This window comes from Campylobacter sp. LH-2024, from assembly GCF_048270605.1.
GTDB lineage: Bacteria > Campylobacterota > Campylobacteria > Campylobacterales > Campylobacteraceae > Campylobacter_D > Campylobacter_D molothri.
On record NZ_CP168139.1, the window covers coordinates 450,974 to 468,682 of the forward strand.

Here is a 17,709-nt window from a genome sequence, read left to right on the forward strand (position 1 = left end):
TAAACACCTTTTAAGAGAATTCGTAGTATAGTCTTGCTGATAAAAAATATTGGTTAAGGAAGGTCTTAATGAGTAAAGTAATGAAAACTATGGATGGAAATGAAGCTGCTGCTTATGCAGCATATGCTTTTACAGAGGTAGCTGGTATTTATCCTATCACTCCAAGTTCTCCTATGGCAGATTATACAGACATATGGGCTGCTGCAGGAAAGAAAAATTTATTTGGAGTGCCTGTAAAAATTGTAGAAATGCAAAGTGAAGCGGGTGCGGCTGGTAGTGTTCACGGATCATTACAAGCAGGTGCTTTAACAACAACTTATACTGCATCTCAAGGTTTATTATTAAAAATTCCAAATATGTATAAAATTGCAGGACAACTTTTACCTTGTGTTATACATGTTGCAGCACGTTCTTTGGCATCTCAAGCCTTATCTATTTTTGGAGATCATCAAGATATATATGCAGCTAGACAAATTGGTTTTGCAATGCTTTGTTCTCACTCTGTTCAAGAAACTATGGATTTAGCTGGAGTAGCACATTTAGCTGCGATTAAAGGTAGAGTTCCATTTTTACATTTTTTTGATGGTTTTAGAACTAGTCATGAAATTCAAAAAGTTGAAGTGATGGATTATGAACATTTTGATAGATTATTGGACAGAAAAGCCTTATTAGAATTTAGGAATGGTGCGTTAAATCCAGAACATCCAAAAACACGCGGAACCGCGCAAAATGATGATATATACTTCCAAACTAGAGAATTAGCAAATCGTTTTTATGATGCTTTACCAGATGTTGTTAATGAATATATGCAAGAAATTTCAAAAATTACTGGTAGAGAATACAAGCCATTTACTTATTATGGACACAAAGAACCTGATCGTATTATCATTGCTATGGGTTCTGTGACTCAAGCTCTTGAAGAAGTTGTAGATTATTTAAATGCCAAAGGTGAGAAAGTTGGTGTTTTTAAAGTATATCTTTATAGACCATTTAGTTTAAAATATTTCTTTGATGTAATACCAAAATCAGTCAAAAAAATTGCAGTACTTGATAGAACTAAAGAGCCAGGTAGCTTAGGAGAACCTCTTTATCTTGATGTAAAATCAGCTTTCTATGGAAGAGAAAATGCACCAATTATTGTAGGCGGAAGATATGGACTTTCTTCAAAAGATGTTGATCCTGCACAAATGATTGCTGTATTTGAAAATTTAAAACTTGATAATCCGAAAAATGGTTTCACGGTAGGTATAGTAGATGATGTAACTCATACATCTTTACCAACTGGTGAAAAAATTTCTCTTGGAGATGAAAGTACTATAGAATGTTTATTCTATGGATTAGGTGCAGACGGAACTGTAGGTGCTAATAAAAATTCTATTAAAATTATCGGAGATAAAACTGATTTTTATGCACAAGCTTATTTTGCATACGACTCTAAAAAATCAGGGGGTTATACAAGAAGCCATTTACGTTTTTCTAAAAAACCAATTCGTTCGACCTATCTTGTATCAACACCTCATTTTATAGCCTGTTCAGTAGCAGCTTATCTTGAACTTTATGATGTATTAGCAGGAATTAGAAAAGGTGGAACCTTCCTTTTAAATAGTATTTGGAGTGCTGAAGAAACTATCAGACAAATTCCTAATTCTGTCAAAAAGACTTTAGCAGAAAAAGAAATTAATTTCTACATTATCAATGCAACAAAATTAGCACGCGATATAGGACTTGGTAATCGTACAAATACTATTATGCAATCAGCATTCTTTAAACTTGCAAAAATCATTCCTTATGAAGATGCGCAAAAATATATGAAAGAATTTGCATATAAATCTTATAGTAAAAAAGGTGATGCTATTGTAGAAATGAATTACAAAGCTATTGATGTTGGTGCAGATGGGCTTGTAAAGGTAGAAGTAGATCCTAATTGGAAAAATTTAGAAATTAATAAAGAAAAAGAACAAACAAATGCTTATAAAGGTACCGAATTTGTTGAAAAAATTGTTAAGCCTATGAATGCTGCTAAAGGTGATGATTTACCTGTTTCAGCATTTTTGGGTTATGAAGATGGAAGCTTTGAGCACGGTACTACTGAATATGAAAAACGTGGTGTAGGTGTTATGGTTCCAAGATGGATTGAAGCAAATTGTATCCAATGTAACCAATGTGCTTCTGTGTGTCCACATGCTGTTATTAGACCATTCTTGATTAATGATGAAGAAATGGCAAAAGCTCCAAGAGGAGTTAAAGAGCATGCTCTAGAGGCTAAAGGAACTAAGGGTGAAAAATTAAGCTTTAAAATTCAAGTTTCTCCTCTTGATTGTACAGGTTGTGAGCTTTGTGTTCATGAGTGTCCAACTAAAGAAAAATCATTGGTAATGGTTCCGCTTCAAGAAGAAATGGATTTTGGAGAGCAAGAAAATGCTGATTATTTATTTAAAGAAATTACCTATAAAGATGAAATTTTAAATAAAGAAAGCACAAAAGGCGCACAATTTGCACAACCATTATTTGAATTCCACGGTGCATGCCCAGGTTGTGGAGAAACTCCTTATATTACTTTAATTACAAGATTATTTGGAGAAAGAATGATTATAGCTAATGCAACGGGTTGTAGTTCAATTTATGGTGCTTCAGCTCCTTCTACTCCATATAGAAAAAGTGTTAAAAATGGACACGGTCCTGCTTGGGGTAACTCTTTATTTGAAGATAATGCGGAATTTGGTTTAGGTATGAAAGTCGCCACTGAAAATACAAGACACCGTATTGAAGCTATTATGAATGAAAATATGCAACAAGTACCTAATGCTTTAGCAGCGCTTTTTAAAGATTGGATTGCAAATAAAAATGATAGCGCTGCTTCAATTGAAATTAGAAATAAATTAGTTCCAATTTTAGAACAAAATAAAAATATTAAAGCAGTTCAGGAAATTTTAGATTTAAAACAATATTTAAGTAAAAAATCTCACTGGATTTTCGGTGGCGATGGCTGGGCTTATGATATTGGATATGGTGGTCTTGATCATGTTTTAGCAAGCGGAGAGAATGTAAATATTTTAGTGCTTGATACTGAAGTTTATTCTAATACTGGAGGTCAAAGCTCTAAATCATCTCGTACTGGAGCCGTAGCACAATTTGCTGCAGCGGGTAAACCTATTCAGAAAAAAGATTTAGGACAAATTGCAATGACTTATGGTTATATTTATGTGGCTCAAGTTAATTCTGCTGCAAATTATAGTCATTTGGTTAAAGCATTAGTTGCAGCTGAAGCTTATGATGGCCCTTCTTTGATTATTTGTTATTCTCCTTGTATAGCACATGGTATCAAAGGTGGTCTTGGTTACTCTGGAGAGCAAAGTGAACTTGCCACAAAATGTGGTTATTGGCCACTTTATACCTTTGATCCTCGTTTAGAAGAGCAAGGAAAGAATCCATTAACTTTAACTGGAAAAGAGCCAGAATGGGATCTTTATGAAAGCTTTTTAATGAATGAAGTTCGTTATAATGCTTTGAAAAAATCAAACCCAGAACATGCAAAAGAATTGTTCGAAAGAAATAAAAAAGATGCTCAACGTCGTTATAGACAATTAAAGCGTATTGCTATGGCTGATTTTAGCAACGAAGCTGAAAGCTAAAATTTGCAGCAAAGATTTTTTTGTGCCATTTGTCTATGTTTTGCTTTTACAATGGCACAAGATGATTTTGAAGAGTATTTTAGATCTTTAAATTCCAAATGCAATATAGATCTTGAAAATCTTCAAAATCCTTTTTTAAATCCTACTTTTGAAAAGATCAAAAAACTCAATATAGCAGCTATCATGTTAAATCAAGTAAAAATCAATAATCATTGGTATAAAAAAGGTGATATAATCGATGGTGCCTTAATTGTTGAAATCAATAAAAAAGATATTGTATTGCAATATGATGCTTTAAATTTTAAAATCAATTTTAAAACCAATGATAAAATTAATATTTATTAAGCTTTTATTTTTTACTCAAATTCTTTATGCCTTAGATTGTCAAAAACGTTTATTTGATATTAATATTCATGAAAATACAACTTTAGAAGAAAGTCTTAGAGAACTTGCAAATTATTGTTCTTTTAGTATTATTGTCAAAGATAAGATTGCTAAAGAAAGATTAAAAACTATTCAAAATGATATTAATATACATCAAATGAGTTTAGATGAGATTTTTAATCTTTTGATTAAAGAGCATGATTTATTTTACGAATTTAATGGTAAGGTTTTAAAAATTTCAGCTTTAAAGACAAAAATTTTTAAAATAAGTTATATTACTTCAGTTAGAGAAGGGCAAAGTATTACCAAAGCTTCGGTGGATGCAAAACCAAGGCAAAGTGAATTTAAAACTTCATTTGAAGATAATGAAGATAATATGATTAAAAGCATGGAAAAATTTGATTTTTGGCAAAATATAGAAAAAGAAATTACCATGTTGATTAATTCTTCCCATGAAACTTATGAAACAAAGGCACCAATAGTCAATTCAAATGCTGGAATTATAATAGTTACAGGTACTCATACTCAACTAGAACGAGTTGAAAAATATTTGCAAAAACTTGAAAATCGTTTAAAAAAGCAAGTAATTATTGATGTAAGTATTATTGCTGTTAATCTTAATAAAAGCCATTCTAGCGGTATAAATTGGCAAAATTTTAATTTGGATTTTAATTCTAAAACAAAAAGTGGTGAAAATTCTTTTATTCATTTTCAAAATGGAAAAGGTTTTATAAAAAATTTAGGTTTTAGGGCAAATTTAAATTTTGAATCTATTATTAATTTTCTTTCCCAAAATGGAAAAACTTATGTACTTTCCAATCCTAAGCTTATGGCTTTAAATAATCAACAAGCCATTATTTCAGTTGGAGATACAATTAATTATCAAGTTAAAGAAAGCTCTAAAGGAACAGAAAATGGAACAACTGTAAGTGAAAGTTATAGTAATTATTCTATTTTTATAGGAATTTTGCTTAATATTTTGCCAGAAATTTCTGATGATGGTAGAATAATGCTTAGAATTAACCCAAGTTTAAGTGATTTTAAATATCCAGAAGATAAAAAAAGACAAAAAGATCCACGCACTATTGCTCCAGATACAATACAAAAAAAGTTATCAAGTGTTGTACAAGTTGAAAATAATCAAACTCTTATTTTGGGTGGACTTATTTCAAGAAATGATGGTGAAAATAAGAATTCTGTTAATTTTTTATCCAATATTCCTTTAATAGGATCTTTATTTAAATCCAACGAGGAAATATCTGATGTTACAGAAATTGTTTTTATTATAACACCCACTATAGTCGATAATGCTAATTTTCCAAGTCTTAGGGATTTAGGATTTAAATATTATGAGTAAAATTATTAGTTTAAGAGAAGAAATTTTTTCAAAGATCAATGAGAGTTTAAGACACAAAACCTTAATTTTAATATGTGGTTTGAGTGGTAGTGGTAAAAGTGTTTTATTGCAAAGAATAGCAAAATATCATGATATTGATTATATTGATGAAATTTTTTCAGATGAAAAAGAATTCAAGGATATTATTAAAAAAAGAAAAAAGGACGTTTTAATTCTTGATGAAGTGGGCATGTATGAGGTAAAAATATTAGAACTAATTCGAATTTATAGCGATCAAATGAGTTTTATACTGAGTTCTCATAAAAAAATAGATCTTTTTAATAAAGATTATTTTAAAAGTCGTTTTGAAACAATTTTTTGGCTTGAAAAACTTAATACTCAAGAGCTTCATCAATATATCCAATTAAAATTTAACATTAATTTTTCTAATAAAGCAATGAAAATAATAATGAAATTTTATAAAGGAAATTTAAGATATGTTGATAAAATGCTTAAAAGTTTTTATGAGCTCAATCTTTATTTTAAAAATACAAAAAGCCAAGATTATGTACTAAAGCTTTGTGCTTTGGAAAATGGATTTTTAAAATGAATTTACAAGAAAGAGTGCGTGAGCTTGAGAGCGCTTATAAAAAATATTTGTTGAAAAAAATTTTTAAAATTTTATTTTATTTTCTTTTTGCTGCTTTATTAATTGGTGTTATTTTTTTAATTGTGCAAAATCATTATAAACAAAAATCAATATCCTCTGAAGCTTTAAATTATAAAAAAAAGTTAGAGCAAAATATCATAAAAGCTAAGATTTTACAAGAAAAAAATAAAATAATCAGGGAAAAATTTATACAAGAAAATAATATCACCAAGGCAAGCAATTCTAAGATACAAATTGATTCTAAAGTATTTAATATTGCTATATTAAAAAATAGTTTTTATAAAAATCCTAATTATGAGCGAGCTTTAATTTTGGCTCGAGAATATTATCAAATCAAGGATTATAAAAAATCTATTTTTTGGGCATTAAAAGCTAATGATATTGATAAAAAAGCTGAAGATTCTTGGTTAATATTTGCTAAGGCTCAAATAGCTTTGGGTTATCAAGATGAAGCTAAAAGAGCTTTAGATGCCTATTTGGATTCTTATGGATTAATTGAAAAAGAGTTAGAAAATGATTGATCAAAATTTATTTGAAGATTATTTAAGTCAAAAAATAAATCTTGAACAAATTTATCAAAATTTTAGTATAAAAAGTGAAGATTTTTTAAAAGCTTTAGCATCTTTTTTAAATATAAAATTTATTGAGTTAAATGAATTTGATGAGAAATTTTGTGAAAATTTTCCTTTTAGTATTCTTTTAAAATTTGAAGTTTTACCAATAAAAAATGAAAATATTTTATATATAGTCGGTGCAAAACCTTGCTCTTTAGAGCTTTTAGAGCAAATAAAAATTTTTACAGATATTGAAAAAATAGAAATTGCACTTGCTGATGAGTTTAAAATTATAAAATTTTTAAATATTCTTCGTATTAAAGATGAGCTAAAAAAACTAAGTATTAAACTTAAACTTGAATGGCAAGAAGGTGTAAAAGAAAATCAAACTTGTATCAGTCAAATTTTTTACTTTATCCTTGAAGAAGCACTTAAAATAAATACAAGTGATATTCATATAGAATCTAGAATAAATGATGCCTTGATAAGATTTAGAGTGGATGGGATTTTAAAAAAATTTGTTAATCTTGAAAAAGATATTTATGAAGCTTTGATTTTTCATATTAAATTTTTAGCACATTTAAATGTAGCAGAATCAAGAAAAGCCCAAGATGGTAGTTTTGAACTTGAATTTAAAGAAAATAAATATGATTTTAGAATTTCATCATTGCCTCTATCAAATGGTGAAAGTGTAGTTATAAGGATCTTAAAGCATAATAAAGAAATTTTAGAACTTGAAAAATTAAATTTAGGAAAGATTAATATTGATATTTTGAAAAAAGCTTTAAAATCACCCCATGGAATGATTTTGCTAACAGGTCCAACTGGAAGTGGTAAAAGCACTACTTTATATGCTTGTTTAAATGTACTAAAGAGTATAGAAAAGAAAATCATTACAGCAGAAGATCCTATAGAATATAAAATGCCTCTAATTCAGCAAATTTTACTTAATCCTAAGGCAGGATTTGAATTTAATAATGCCTTAAGAGCGATTTTAAGGCAAGATCCTGATATTATTATGATAGGTGAGATTAGAGATGAAGAAAGCCTTGATATAGCCTTGAAAGCTTCTTTAACTGGACATTTGCTTTTAAGTACCTTGCATACAAATGATGCACTTTCGACTATAGATAGACTTTTGGATATGAAAGCAAAACCTTATTTAATCGCTTCTGCACTTAGTGTGATTATCGCACAACGTTTGGTTAGAAAGCTTTGTCCAAGGTGCAAACAAAAGAGTAATAAATACAAACAATTTCAAGGGAATTTTTTTGAAGCTAAAGGTTGTGAATATTGTCATCAAAGCGGATTTATAGGTAGAGAATTAGTTGGTGAGTGCTTAAAGGTAGATGATGAGATTTCTCAAGCTATTCGAGAAAATAAAAGCAAAAATGAAATTTTAGCACTTGCAAAAAATAAAGGTTTTCAAACTATGTTTGAACAAGGTTTGCAAAAAGCAAGAGAGGGTATTACAAGTATAGATGAGCTTTTGAGGGTTTTAAATGAAACTTTATGAGCTTGAAATCATTAAAGCGCAAAAAAGATATAAAAAACTCATCAAGGCTGAAAATTTAAACACTGCACAAGCTAAAGCTTTGGATAAAAATTGGAAAATTATTAGCATTAAAGAAAAACAAAAAAATTATGTTAGAAAAATAAATAGCGAGTATTTTATACTCTTTTTTAAAGAATTATCTTTGCTTTGTGAAGCTGGATTAAGTATACAGGAAGCTTTTAAGGAGCTTGTAAAAATTCATTCATTTAAAGGTATAAATAAAGTTCTTGATAATTTACTTTTAGGACAAAATTTAAATCTTGCTTTTGAAAATGCTAATTTTGGACTAAATTATGCAGAATTAGCTCTAATAAAAACGGCACAAAGCACTGGGAAATTGAGTGAAAATTTTTTACAAATTGCTAAACTTAGAGAAAAAAGTTTAGAAAATAAAAAGAGATTTAAAAAGGCTATGCGATATCCTTTATTTGTTTTTATTAGTATTTGTGCAGCTTTTATTTTTTTGATGCTTTTTGTAATACCTAATTTTAAAGATTTATTTGAAAATTTAAATATTAATCTACCTTTAATAACCATTATAATGCTTCAAATTTATGATTTTTTGCAAAATTACGTTATTGTATTTGCTTTTTTATTGGTATTTATTTTTATCTTTGTTTATTTTATGTATAAAAAATCTTATTTTTTTGCCTATATTTGTGATTTTATTTTTTTAAAAATACCTTTATTTTCAAATTTCATTATTTATAGTCAAAATTATTATTTTTTTATGGTTTTTTCTTTACTTTTAAAAAATGGAATTTCACTTTCTAAAGCTTTTAATTTAGCAATTTTAGGACTTGAAAATAAACAAATTATCTCAAAATACAAAAAACTTCTATCTTTTATAGATTCTGGACTTGAAATCACTCATGCTTTTAAGAAAATAGGCATATTTAATCCTTTGGTGCTTTCTATGCTCAATATTGCGATGAAAAGTTCAAAACTTGAATTTTTAACTGAGGAAATTTCAAAATATTATGAAAATAAAATGGAAAATCTTATAGATAAATTTTTAATTTTACTTGAGCCTTTGATGACCTTATTTGTCGCAATTTTGGTTTTATTATTGGCTCTTGGTATTTTTTTGCCGATATGGGAGCTTAGTTCTGGGGCGAATTTTTAATTTATTAATGTTTCTTATACTTATAAATATTATTTAAATTTTGAATTTTTTGATATATAACAAAAAACTCCAGGGAATTTCTATGAAAAATGTAGTTTTACTTGGTGAAAGTAATTTTGCGTTTAAAAATGGAATCACACAAGGTTTAAAAAATAAAGGAATTAATGTAATAAATTTATCATTAGGTTTAACACCTGCTTTACAAAATTTATATGAATTGAAAAGAAATGATCAAATTTTAAAAAATGCAGATTTAATTATAAATACATCTAATGTTAATGATATAGGTCGCTACAATTCAATTGAATTATTTTTTAAAAGTTATCAAGTTATCAATTGGTTACATAAAGAATTATATTTTCTAAATAAAAAAATTCTTTGTTTTCTTTTTCCAAATCCTCAAAAGTGGCATAACATACAATGCTCAAAATTAGTTTATGCTTTACATAAAAAATTAATCAATAAATACGGTTTTAATATCATTGATTTAAATGAATATTATCTTAAGAAAAATTTGTATGATTTTATAAGAAGAGATGAGGCTCATGGTTTTGATTTTATTACGAGAGAAATTGGTGAAAAAATAGCTAATAATATTGAAAATTTTTCTTTACCTAGAAAAATAGATATACAAAATGATAATCCCAATTTCATTGCTTTAAATGTTAAAGAGATGAAAAATATCGATGAAAATAATTTTAAAAATAAAACAAGTTGGCTTTGTCAAGAAGAAATTTATGAATTAAAAAATGAATTAAAATTTAAATCCATATATCATAATAATATCATTTTAGGTGTTCATACTTGGAATAATCAAGATAATAGTGAAATTGAAATTAAGAATGATATAGGTAATTTTAATAGAAATCTTAACCATTCGTTTTCATTTTTTTTCGATACCTATAATAGAAATATCAAAATAACTAAAAATACAACAATTTTAAGTAAAAATAATCCTGTAGGATTTGTAGGACTTCTTCTTGCCTCTACTGAAGGAAATTATCATAATGAAAATATAGATTTCAAAGCTTTAATCAAAGAAAACATAGAAATTGAAAAAAAATATAATTTCAATCACCTTATACCTCCAATAGAGTGGTATAAAGAAATTATAGATGAGTATTGTTCTATAATGGATCCTATAAAATTAGCATCTCTTCAAAATCAAATCAATACTTTAAAGATTCAATTATCAAATTCTCAAGCTAATTCAGCTAAAGCAAGAATTCAAAACCAACTTTCCTATAAACTAGGTCAAGCTATGATAGAAAATTCAAAAAGCATACTAGGTTATATAAGAATGCCTTATGTTTTATCTTATATAAAAGATAAACACAAACAAGAACAAAAAATTTATCAAGAAAAAATAAAAAAAGATCCTTCTTTAAAATTACCTCCTTTAGAATCTTATGCTGATTATAATGAGGCTTTAAAATTTAAAGAACATTTATCTTATAAATTAGGACAAGCTTTAATAAAAGCTAATAATAATTGGTATAGGGGTGGATATATCAAATTGTGGTTTGAGATAAGAAGGATAAAAAAAGAATTTAAAAATAAAAAAGCATAATTTTTCATCTAAGTACTGAATTTAATTATTTTTGAAAGATATTTTTGTATTTTTCAAATAAATTTGAAATTTAAGAAAAATAATCCCAAGCAACTTTGATGATGGTTATAATTAAAATAAACTTAGCTTACTTTTTGATAAAATTTGCTAAAATTATGTAAAAATTAACTTTGAGAAAGAAATTTTTATGGATAATTACGAATTTAGCGAACTATTAAAAACTCTTAAAAATAAAGTAAACAATATAGCCTCTATCATCAAACCACAAAACATTCAAGAAAGACTTAAAGAAATTGAAGAATTAGAAAATTCTCCTTCTTTTTGGAGTGATGTTAAGCAAGCTGGAATTATCGGCAAAGAAAAAACCAAAATTACAAATTTATTAAAAAAATACGAAGAAGCTTTATTGGCAGTTAATGATGCAAGCGAGCTTTTTGATTTGGCTAATGCAGAAAATGATATGCAAACCTTAGAAGCTTTATTTAATGATGCTCCAAAGCTTGAAGATACGATAACAAGCCTTGAAATTTCTATGCTTTTAAGTGGAGAAAATGATAGTAAAAATGCGATTGTTTCCATTCATCCTGGTGCAGGAGGAACTGAAAGCAACGATTGGGCGAGCATGCTTTATAGGATGTATTTAAGATTTTGCGAAAGAGAAGGATTTAAGGTTGAAACTCTTGATTTTCAAGAAGGCGATGAAGCAGGACTTAAGGATGTAAGCTTTTTGGTTAAAGGCGATAATGCTTATGGTTATTTAAAAGCTGAAAATGGAATTCATCGCTTAGTAAGAACTTCTCCTTTTGATAGTGCTGGACGTCGTCATACAAGCTTTTCAAGTGTTATGGTAAGCCCTGAACTTGATGATGATATAGAGATTGAAATTGAAGAAAAAGATATTAGAATTGATTATTACAGAGCAAGTGGTGCAGGTGGACAACATGTTAACAAAACAGAATCAGCGGTAAGAATTACACATTTTCCAACTGGTATAGTTGTGCAATGCCAAAATGACAGAAGTCAACACAAAAACAAGGCTACTGCTTTTAAAATGCTAAAATCTCGACTTTATGAGCTTGAACTTATGAAACAACAAGATAGTGCAAATTCAGGCGAAAAAAGTGAGATAGGCTGGGGGCATCAAATTCGCTCTTATGTGCTTTTTCCCTATCAGCAAGTCAAGGACAATCGTAGCGGAGAAGCTTTCTCTCAAGTAGATAACATCTTAGATGGAGATATTAAAAAAATGATAGAAGGTGTTTTAATCGCTTTAAAAGCAGAATGATTTTAATCAAATAAATTTTTATGCAAGATTTCCTCTAAAATCACCGTAGCATAAGAGCCTTTTTGTAAGAAAAATTCTATACAAAAATGCGCTTTTTGCTCATCATATCGCCACTTAACATTCTCTAAATAACTCCACATAAAACGTCTTGAACCTTGCATTTTAGTTTTAAATTCATAAGCATCTTTAAAAATTTCATTCTCTAAATTTAAAGCTAAGCCTTCTTTGGCCTCATACGCTTTTGCACCAAGTAAAAGTCCCATAGGAGTAATATCTCTTGTTTTAAAACGCTTAATCTCACTCTCTAAATCTTCGCATAAAAAACATTTACCAAAAGGGTAATGTCCTAAAACTTCACCTTTTAAAAGTTTAAAAAAATTATCTTGCTTTCTCAAGCTTTTAACCTCTTCTTTAGAGATATGATAAATTTGCATAAGCTCCTTTTCGCTAAATTCTTTTGAAAAATGCGATAACTCGACTCTTTTACTCAAATAACGATTGAAAAGTTCACTTTGAAAAGCTGAAATTAAAAATTCTTTCATTTTAATATTTTTCATTTTCTTGCCACGTAAAATTTCAAGCCCTTCTTTGTAATTATCTCTAAATTTACCAAAACGTTGGTATCCAAAATAATTTGCAAAACCTTGTTTGTCCAAATTGACAATGGCCTGTTCAAGTTTTAAAGCATCACTAGGCAAAACTTTTTTTAAGCGGATAAAAAAAGAATTGCCTTTTAAATGCCCTATTTTTAATTTATTTTCATGGGCAAAAGTTTCTAAAATTTTTAATTTTGGATGAGAAAAATTGTTTAAAGTGTGTTCAAATTTTTTAGGCATAGAAATATACTGAAAGGTTAAACCTTGTTTATCTTTAAGTCCAGCATAGCCAAAATCACGTATTTTTACCCCACTAACTTCACTTAAAATTCTTAAAGCTTCGTTAGTGCTTAAATCTTTTTTGTTAATGTGCAAAATGAGATGCTCACCTTTGCCACTAAATTCATACAAAGCTTTTTCACGTACTACAAAATCGTCGCTATTTTTACTAAAATAAGCATTAATGGGGGTATGTTTTAAACTATACAAAGGCTTAAAAATGGTGTTCTCTTCCGCTAAATTCATATTTTCCTTTCACTGCTTTTGCAAAGATATTTAATTTTACATGATGTTTTTTTGCAATTTGCTCTATATTAAGATATTGTGTTTTATCAAAGGCAAATAAAATTTCATATTCCTCTCCGCTATAAAGAGTATAATCATCTAATTTTTTTAGCCATTCAATACCACATTTATTTTTTGCCAAAAGTCTTGATAAATCCTTACTCAATCCATCTGAAATATCCATTGCACAAGAAATAAAAGGGGCAATTTCGTAAAAAAAATCTGACCTTAATTTAGGTTTTATAAAGCGGTGGTTTAAATTTAATTTACCACCATTTTGCAGAATTTCAAGTCCCTTTAAACTTTCTCCTAGCTTTCCTGTATAAGCTAGTAAATGTCCTATTTTTAAGCCTTTTCTAAATACAGCTTTTTTTCTAATTTTAGAAATAATAGTAATGCTAATATCTATTTTATCATTATAAATTGTATCGCCACCTATGATTTGCATACCAAATTTTTTTGCTGTTTTTAAAAAACCTTTTTGCAAAGCTTTAATTTCTTCATTATTTAAATTTGGTAAAGCAAGTCCTAAAAGTGCGTATTTTGGTTCAGCATTCATCACAATAGCATCAGAGATATTAACAAGCATTGCTTTAGTAGCAATTTGTTCTAGTGTCAGCCATTCTCTTTTAAAATGTATATTTTCAAAAAATAAATCTTTGCTATAACACCATTGATTAATAATAGCACCATCATCGCCATTTTTTTCATTTAAAAAAGCTTGAATTATAAAATCTTCTTTATTCATAAAAAAATTTTATGAAATTTCTTTTTAAATTCTATTAAATTTTAATTTTTTTTTATATAATATTTATCCTAAAGATATCAAGGAAAAAATCATGAGAAATTTAGAACTTAGACTTTTTAGATTTGATAAAAATAAAGACTATGAGAGTTATTACAAACCTTATGTTTATAATAACTATGAAAATTTTGCTACTCTTTATGATTTACTTTTGCAAGTGCAAGATGATGACATTTATTTCGAATTTGAAAAAAATGAAAATTCTCATATAGTTGTTAATAGACAAATTTTACCTCTTAATACCCCTTTAGAAGAATTAGTTAAAAAATATAATTTTAATCTTACTATTGAACCTTTAAACACAAAAAGAGCGATAAAAGACTTGATCATCAATAAAGATGATTTTTTAAGTAAATACAAATATCTTGCCCCATTTGGCAATGAAGAAGATAAAAAATTTTATGAAAAATATGACTATTTATATTATGCTAATGAAATTTTAGAATTTCTTCCTGAGTATATGGGAGACGCCTTATTTTATCTTGCATTTGAAATGATCAAAAAATATCCAGATAAAAAAACAGAAATTTTAAAAGTTATCTCTGATCCTGAAATAGGAATTTTTTATCATATTAACGGTACTAATCAAAAGGTAGAAAATGTAATTGAAAATCTAAAAAAAGAAATTTTAAATTTAGGATTTTTTGATGAAAAATTACTACATTTTGATTTACCTAAAAATGATGCTTTTGAAAATGAAATAAAAGAACTTGGACAAGTTAAGCATGATTTTGAAAATTTTAATGTAGCCTTTTATGGTTTTAAACCTTGTGATAATTTAAAGTCAAAAATCAAAGCAAAATTTATTTCATATGAAAATGCCGAAAAAAATAATGGTTTTGATCTCTTAAAACTCAATAGCGAACTCAGTTATAAAATGGCAGCAAAAATTCTTTTAGATGCTTATGATAGTGGAAGCGACTTTTTAGTTGTAAAAAATCCTAAAGATTTTTATATGTTTGACACTTGTGCTAAAAAACTTATGAATATAAGCAATAGGGATTTTAAAGATTTTTATATTTTAAGTCATTTAGAATTTTTATCTCTAATTCAAGGTATCAAAAGTCCATCTTTGCAAAATCATGAATTAAAAGTAACTTTGATATGAAAATTTCTTTAGAATGTAAAGATATTATTATAGAAAGAGCATTAGCTCTTTTTTTAAAGGAACATTTAGTAATAAAAAAAGATTGTGATTTTATCATTAGTGATGAAAAAATTCCTTCAACTAAACCTTTATTTCTTATAGCTCCCAATTCCCCATTTTTAAGTGTGCCTTTTAGTAAAGAAGCTTTATTTAAATCTTTAAATGATTTTGACAATGCTTTAAAAACAACAGCTCAAAAAATTGCAGATGAAAAAAGAAAAATTTTAGAAGCAAAAATTGACTCTATAGCAGAAGAATTTAGAAAAGACTATCAAATAAAAATAGATCTTGCTATTAGCGAACTTAAAGATAAACTTGTTAAAGCTTTAATACATGAGTGAAGATTTTATTCATGTAAAAGATTTTTTAAAAGAATATCAAAAAATCTCGAATTTAAAAAATAAAACAAATAAGACAACAAAAATTTATACTTTTATAGAAAGCGGACAATATAAAGGAAAAAAACTTCTTTTGCCTTCACTTGAAAAAACAAGAAGCACTAAAAGCATAGTAAAAGCTTGTGTTTTTAATGTTATAAGACAGAATTTAAGAAATAAAATTTTTATAGAAGCTTTTGGTGGAAGTGCTTTAATGGCGGCTGAAGCTTTAAGTAATTTTGCCTTAAAATCTTATGCTATCGAACTTGATAAAAACGCTTACAAAATCGCTGTTCAAAATTCTAAAATCGATCAAAATTTAAATGTTGTACAAGGAGATACTTTTGAAATTTTACCCCAGCTTATCGAAAAATTAACCCAAGAAAATATTCCTATTTTTCTTTATCTTGATCCACCTTTTGATATCAGAAAAGGTTTTGAAAAAATTTATGAAAACATTGAAAATCTTTTGAAAAATCTTAATCGAAAAAATATAGAAAAAATTATTTTTGAGCATCATTCAAAAATAGAACTTCCGCAAAATATAGAAGAATTTCAAAAAAATAAATCTAAAAAATTTGGCTTAACTTCTCTTAGTTTTTACGAAAATACTCCACAAAATTAAGCTCTTAAAATTGGAACACTTTTTGCTTTATTTTATATAATAATATAGATTAAAGGAATAATCCATGAGAGTTTTAATGTTTTTTTTACTCTTTATGACAAGTATTTTTGCAATACAAATCAAGGATGTAGCAAACACTGTAGGTGTTAGAGATAATCAACTTATAGGTTATGGACTTGTTGTTGGTCTTAATGGTAGCGGAGATGGAACAAGTTCTAAATTTACCCTACAATCTGTATCAAATCTTTTACAAGGTATGAATATCAAAGTAGATCCAGCAGATATCAAGTCAAAAAATACAGCAGCCGTCATGGTAACAGCAAAACTTCCAGCTTTTGCTAAAAGTGGAGATAAGCTTGATATTACAGTATCTTCTTTGGGGGATGCAAAATCTTTACAAGGTGGCACACTTTTACTTACTGCACTCCGCGGAATTGATGGAGAAATTTATGCAATAGCACAAGGTTCTATCTCAACTGGAGGACTCACAGCTAGACCAGGAGGTGCAGGTAGCCATTCTACAGCGGCAACTGTGATGGGCGGAGCTAACGTAGAAAGAGAAATTCCACAAAATTTTAGTCAAAATAATGATTTAACTTTAAGTCTAAAAGTAGCTGATTTTCAAACCGCTAGTAATATAGAAAGAGTGCTTAATAACGTTTTTGGAGAAGATGTTGCTAAAGCGATTGATTCACGTACAATTAAACTTAAAAAACCTGAAGATCTTTCAAATGTAGATTTTATGGCAAGAGTTTTAAATCAAGATATAGCTTATACTCCAGAAAGCAAGGTTATCATTGATGAAAGAACAGGAACAGTAATTGCGGGTGTTGATGTAGAGGTTGAACCTGTATTAATTACTCATAAAGATATTACAATCAAAATTGATCCTAACAATAACACTACTCCAAATCAAAATGAAATTGATATGAAAGATGGTGGTTTTATAGATCCTAGTTCAAATACGTTAAGAATTAATAATTCAAAAAGCACTGTTGCAAATATAGCAAGAATGCTTAATAAGCTTGGGGCAACCCCAAATGATATTATAGCTATTATGGAAAATTTAAAACGTGCAGGTGCAATTACAGCTGATTTGGAGATTATATAATGAAAGTAGATAATTTTTTAAATACATTTAACATGGATAATGTTTTATTAAACAAAACATCAAGAAATTTAGAAAACCATATTAAAGTAAATGATAATGATATAGTTACTAAAACTAAAGAAGATGAAGCTTTAAAAGAGCAAACTGATGCTTTTGAAGCATTTTTTTTAAAACAAGTTTTAGATGTATCTTTAAAATCTCAAAATTCACTTTTTGGAAAAGATGCAAGTGATGAAATTTATTCATCTATGTATAATGATACTATCAGTAAGGCTTTAAGTGGTGGTATGGGATTTTCAAAATTATTATATGATTTTTTAAAAGAAAGGGGTTAAGTTTTTTAATTTTTAGCCGATATAGTTTGTAGAGGAT

At 27.7% G+C, this 17,709-nt stretch carries 16 protein-coding genes; 14 read left to right on the forward strand and 2 right to left on the reverse strand.

Annotated elements, in window-relative coordinates:
• Positions 1-68 precede the first annotated feature (68 nt).
• The 9 genes from nifJ to prfB all read left to right on the forward strand — a co-directional run bounded on the left by nifJ (position 69) and on the right by prfB (position 12,112).
• On the forward strand, positions 69-3,632 hold the full coding sequence (nifJ, locus tag ACD570_RS02450; protein ID WP_417904355.1) for a pyruvate:ferredoxin (flavodoxin) oxidoreductase: 3,564 nt from the start codon (positions 69-71) through the stop codon (positions 3,630-3,632).
• Positions 3,633-3,683: 51 nt separating this feature from the next.
• Positions 3,684-3,977 (forward strand): transformation system protein, encoded by a 294-nt coding sequence (locus ACD570_RS02455; protein ID WP_200281994.1) that lies wholly within the window; start codon positions 3,684-3,686, stop codon positions 3,975-3,977.
• Positions 3,955-5,373, forward strand: a complete 1,419-nt coding sequence (mshL, locus tag ACD570_RS02460) for a pilus (MSHA type) biogenesis protein MshL (protein ID WP_337197063.1) — start codon at positions 3,955-3,957, stop codon at positions 5,371-5,373. Before ACD570_RS02455 ends, mshL begins: the two co-directional genes overlap by 23 nt.
• A complete protein-coding gene (locus ACD570_RS02465; protein ID WP_239820090.1) occupies positions 5,366-5,962 on the forward strand; it encodes an ATP-binding protein in 597 nt (198 codons plus the stop codon). The genes mshL and ACD570_RS02465 overlap by 8 nt, the downstream gene beginning before the upstream one ends.
• Entirely contained in the window at positions 5,959-6,543 is a 585-nt protein-coding gene (locus ACD570_RS02470) for a transformation system protein (RefSeq protein ID WP_337198380.1), read from the forward strand. Before ACD570_RS02465 ends, ACD570_RS02470 begins: the two co-directional genes overlap by 4 nt.
• Complete coding sequence (locus tag ACD570_RS02475) at positions 6,536-8,092, forward strand: GspE/PulE family protein (protein ID WP_200281987.1); 1,557 nt, start codon at positions 6,536-6,538, stop codon at positions 8,090-8,092. The genes ACD570_RS02470 and ACD570_RS02475 overlap by 8 nt, the downstream gene beginning before the upstream one ends.
• Complete coding sequence (locus ACD570_RS02480; RefSeq protein ID WP_337199715.1) at positions 8,079-9,257, forward strand: type II secretion system F family protein; 1,179 nt, start codon at positions 8,079-8,081, stop codon at positions 9,255-9,257. The genes ACD570_RS02475 and ACD570_RS02480 overlap by 14 nt, the downstream gene beginning before the upstream one ends.
• Positions 9,258-9,339: 82 nt before the next feature.
• Positions 9,340-10,827: a hypothetical protein gene (locus ACD570_RS02485; RefSeq protein WP_417904356.1), complete on the forward strand. Its 1,488-nt coding sequence runs from the start codon at positions 9,340-9,342 to the stop codon at positions 10,825-10,827.
• 187 nt (positions 10,828-11,014) lie between these two features.
• Positions 11,015-12,112 carry a peptide chain release factor 2 gene (prfB, locus tag ACD570_RS02490; protein ID WP_337200306.1) on the forward strand — a complete coding sequence of 366 codons (1,098 nt, stop codon included), beginning with the start codon at positions 11,015-11,017 and terminating at the stop codon, positions 12,110-12,112.
• A gap of 2 nt (positions 12,113-12,114) precedes the next feature.
• On the opposite strand, the gene truD is transcribed toward prfB, so the two are convergent.
• Positions 12,115-13,233, reverse strand: coding sequence for a tRNA pseudouridine(13) synthase TruD (gene truD, locus ACD570_RS02495; protein WP_337207773.1), 1,119 nt, complete (start codon positions 13,231-13,233; stop codon positions 12,115-12,117).
• Positions 13,202-14,020 (reverse strand): thiamine-phosphate kinase, encoded by an 819-nt coding sequence (locus tag ACD570_RS02500; protein WP_337207772.1) that lies wholly within the window; start codon positions 14,018-14,020, stop codon positions 13,202-13,204. Before ACD570_RS02500 ends, truD begins: the two co-directional genes overlap by 32 nt.
• Before the next feature lie 91 nt (positions 14,021-14,111).
• Between ACD570_RS02500 and ACD570_RS02505 the strand changes: the two genes are divergently transcribed.
• From ACD570_RS02505 to ACD570_RS02525, 5 genes are all read left to right on the forward strand, one after another.
• Positions 14,112-15,185 (forward strand): DUF5644 domain-containing protein, encoded by a 1,074-nt coding sequence (locus ACD570_RS02505; protein ID WP_337200307.1) that lies wholly within the window; start codon positions 14,112-14,114, stop codon positions 15,183-15,185.
• Positions 15,182-15,565 (forward strand): ornithine carbamoyltransferase, encoded by a 384-nt coding sequence (locus tag ACD570_RS02510; RefSeq protein WP_200283591.1) that lies wholly within the window; start codon positions 15,182-15,184, stop codon positions 15,563-15,565. The genes ACD570_RS02505 and ACD570_RS02510 overlap by 4 nt, the downstream gene beginning before the upstream one ends.
• Positions 15,558-16,226, forward strand: a complete 669-nt coding sequence (locus ACD570_RS02515; protein WP_337200308.1) for an RsmD family RNA methyltransferase — start codon at positions 15,558-15,560, stop codon at positions 16,224-16,226. Before ACD570_RS02510 ends, ACD570_RS02515 begins: the two co-directional genes overlap by 8 nt.
• Positions 16,227-16,290: 64 nt before the next feature.
• A complete protein-coding gene (locus tag ACD570_RS02520) occupies positions 16,291-17,337 on the forward strand; it encodes a flagellar basal body P-ring protein FlgI (protein WP_239820080.1) in 1,047 nt (348 codons plus the stop codon).
• A complete protein-coding gene (locus ACD570_RS02525; protein ID WP_200283581.1) occupies positions 17,337-17,672 on the forward strand; it encodes a rod-binding protein in 336 nt (111 codons plus the stop codon). Before ACD570_RS02520 ends, ACD570_RS02525 begins: the two co-directional genes overlap by 1 nt.
• The last annotated feature ends 37 nt before the right edge of the window (positions 17,673-17,709 follow it).

Coding starts and splice junctions, on each gene's coding strand:
- nifJ (WP_417904355.1), top strand. CDS start 69: ATGAGTAAAGTAATGAAAACTATGGATGGAAATGAAGCTGCTGCTTAT.
- ACD570_RS02455 (WP_200281994.1), top strand. CDS start 3,684: ATGGCACAAGATGATTTTGAAGAGTATTTTAGATCTTTAAATTCCAAA.
- mshL (WP_337197063.1), top strand. CDS start 3,955: ATGATAAAATTAATATTTATTAAGCTTTTATTTTTTACTCAAATTCTT.
- ACD570_RS02465 (WP_239820090.1), top strand. CDS start 5,366: ATGAGTAAAATTATTAGTTTAAGAGAAGAAATTTTTTCAAAGATCAAT.
- ACD570_RS02470 (WP_337198380.1), top strand. CDS start 5,959: ATGAATTTACAAGAAAGAGTGCGTGAGCTTGAGAGCGCTTATAAAAAA.
- ACD570_RS02475 (WP_200281987.1), top strand. CDS start 6,536: ATGATTGATCAAAATTTATTTGAAGATTATTTAAGTCAAAAAATAAAT.
- ACD570_RS02480 (WP_337199715.1), top strand. CDS start 8,079: ATGAAACTTTATGAGCTTGAAATCATTAAAGCGCAAAAAAGATATAAA.
- ACD570_RS02485 (WP_417904356.1), top strand. CDS start 9,340: ATGAAAAATGTAGTTTTACTTGGTGAAAGTAATTTTGCGTTTAAAAAT.
- prfB (WP_337200306.1), top strand. CDS start 11,015: ATGGATAATTACGAATTTAGCGAACTATTAAAAACTCTTAAAAATAAA.
- truD (WP_337207773.1), bottom strand. CDS start 13,233: ATGAATTTAGCGGAAGAGAACACCATTTTTAAGCCTTTGTATAGTTTA.
- ACD570_RS02500 (WP_337207772.1), bottom strand. CDS start 14,020: ATGAATAAAGAAGATTTTATAATTCAAGCTTTTTTAAATGAAAAAAAT.
- ACD570_RS02505 (WP_337200307.1), top strand. CDS start 14,112: ATGAGAAATTTAGAACTTAGACTTTTTAGATTTGATAAAAATAAAGAC.
- ACD570_RS02510 (WP_200283591.1), top strand. CDS start 15,182: ATGAAAATTTCTTTAGAATGTAAAGATATTATTATAGAAAGAGCATTA.
- ACD570_RS02515 (WP_337200308.1), top strand. CDS start 15,558: ATGAGTGAAGATTTTATTCATGTAAAAGATTTTTTAAAAGAATATCAA.
- ACD570_RS02520 (WP_239820080.1), top strand. CDS start 16,291: ATGAGAGTTTTAATGTTTTTTTTACTCTTTATGACAAGTATTTTTGCA.
- ACD570_RS02525 (WP_200283581.1), top strand. CDS start 17,337: ATGAAAGTAGATAATTTTTTAAATACATTTAACATGGATAATGTTTTA.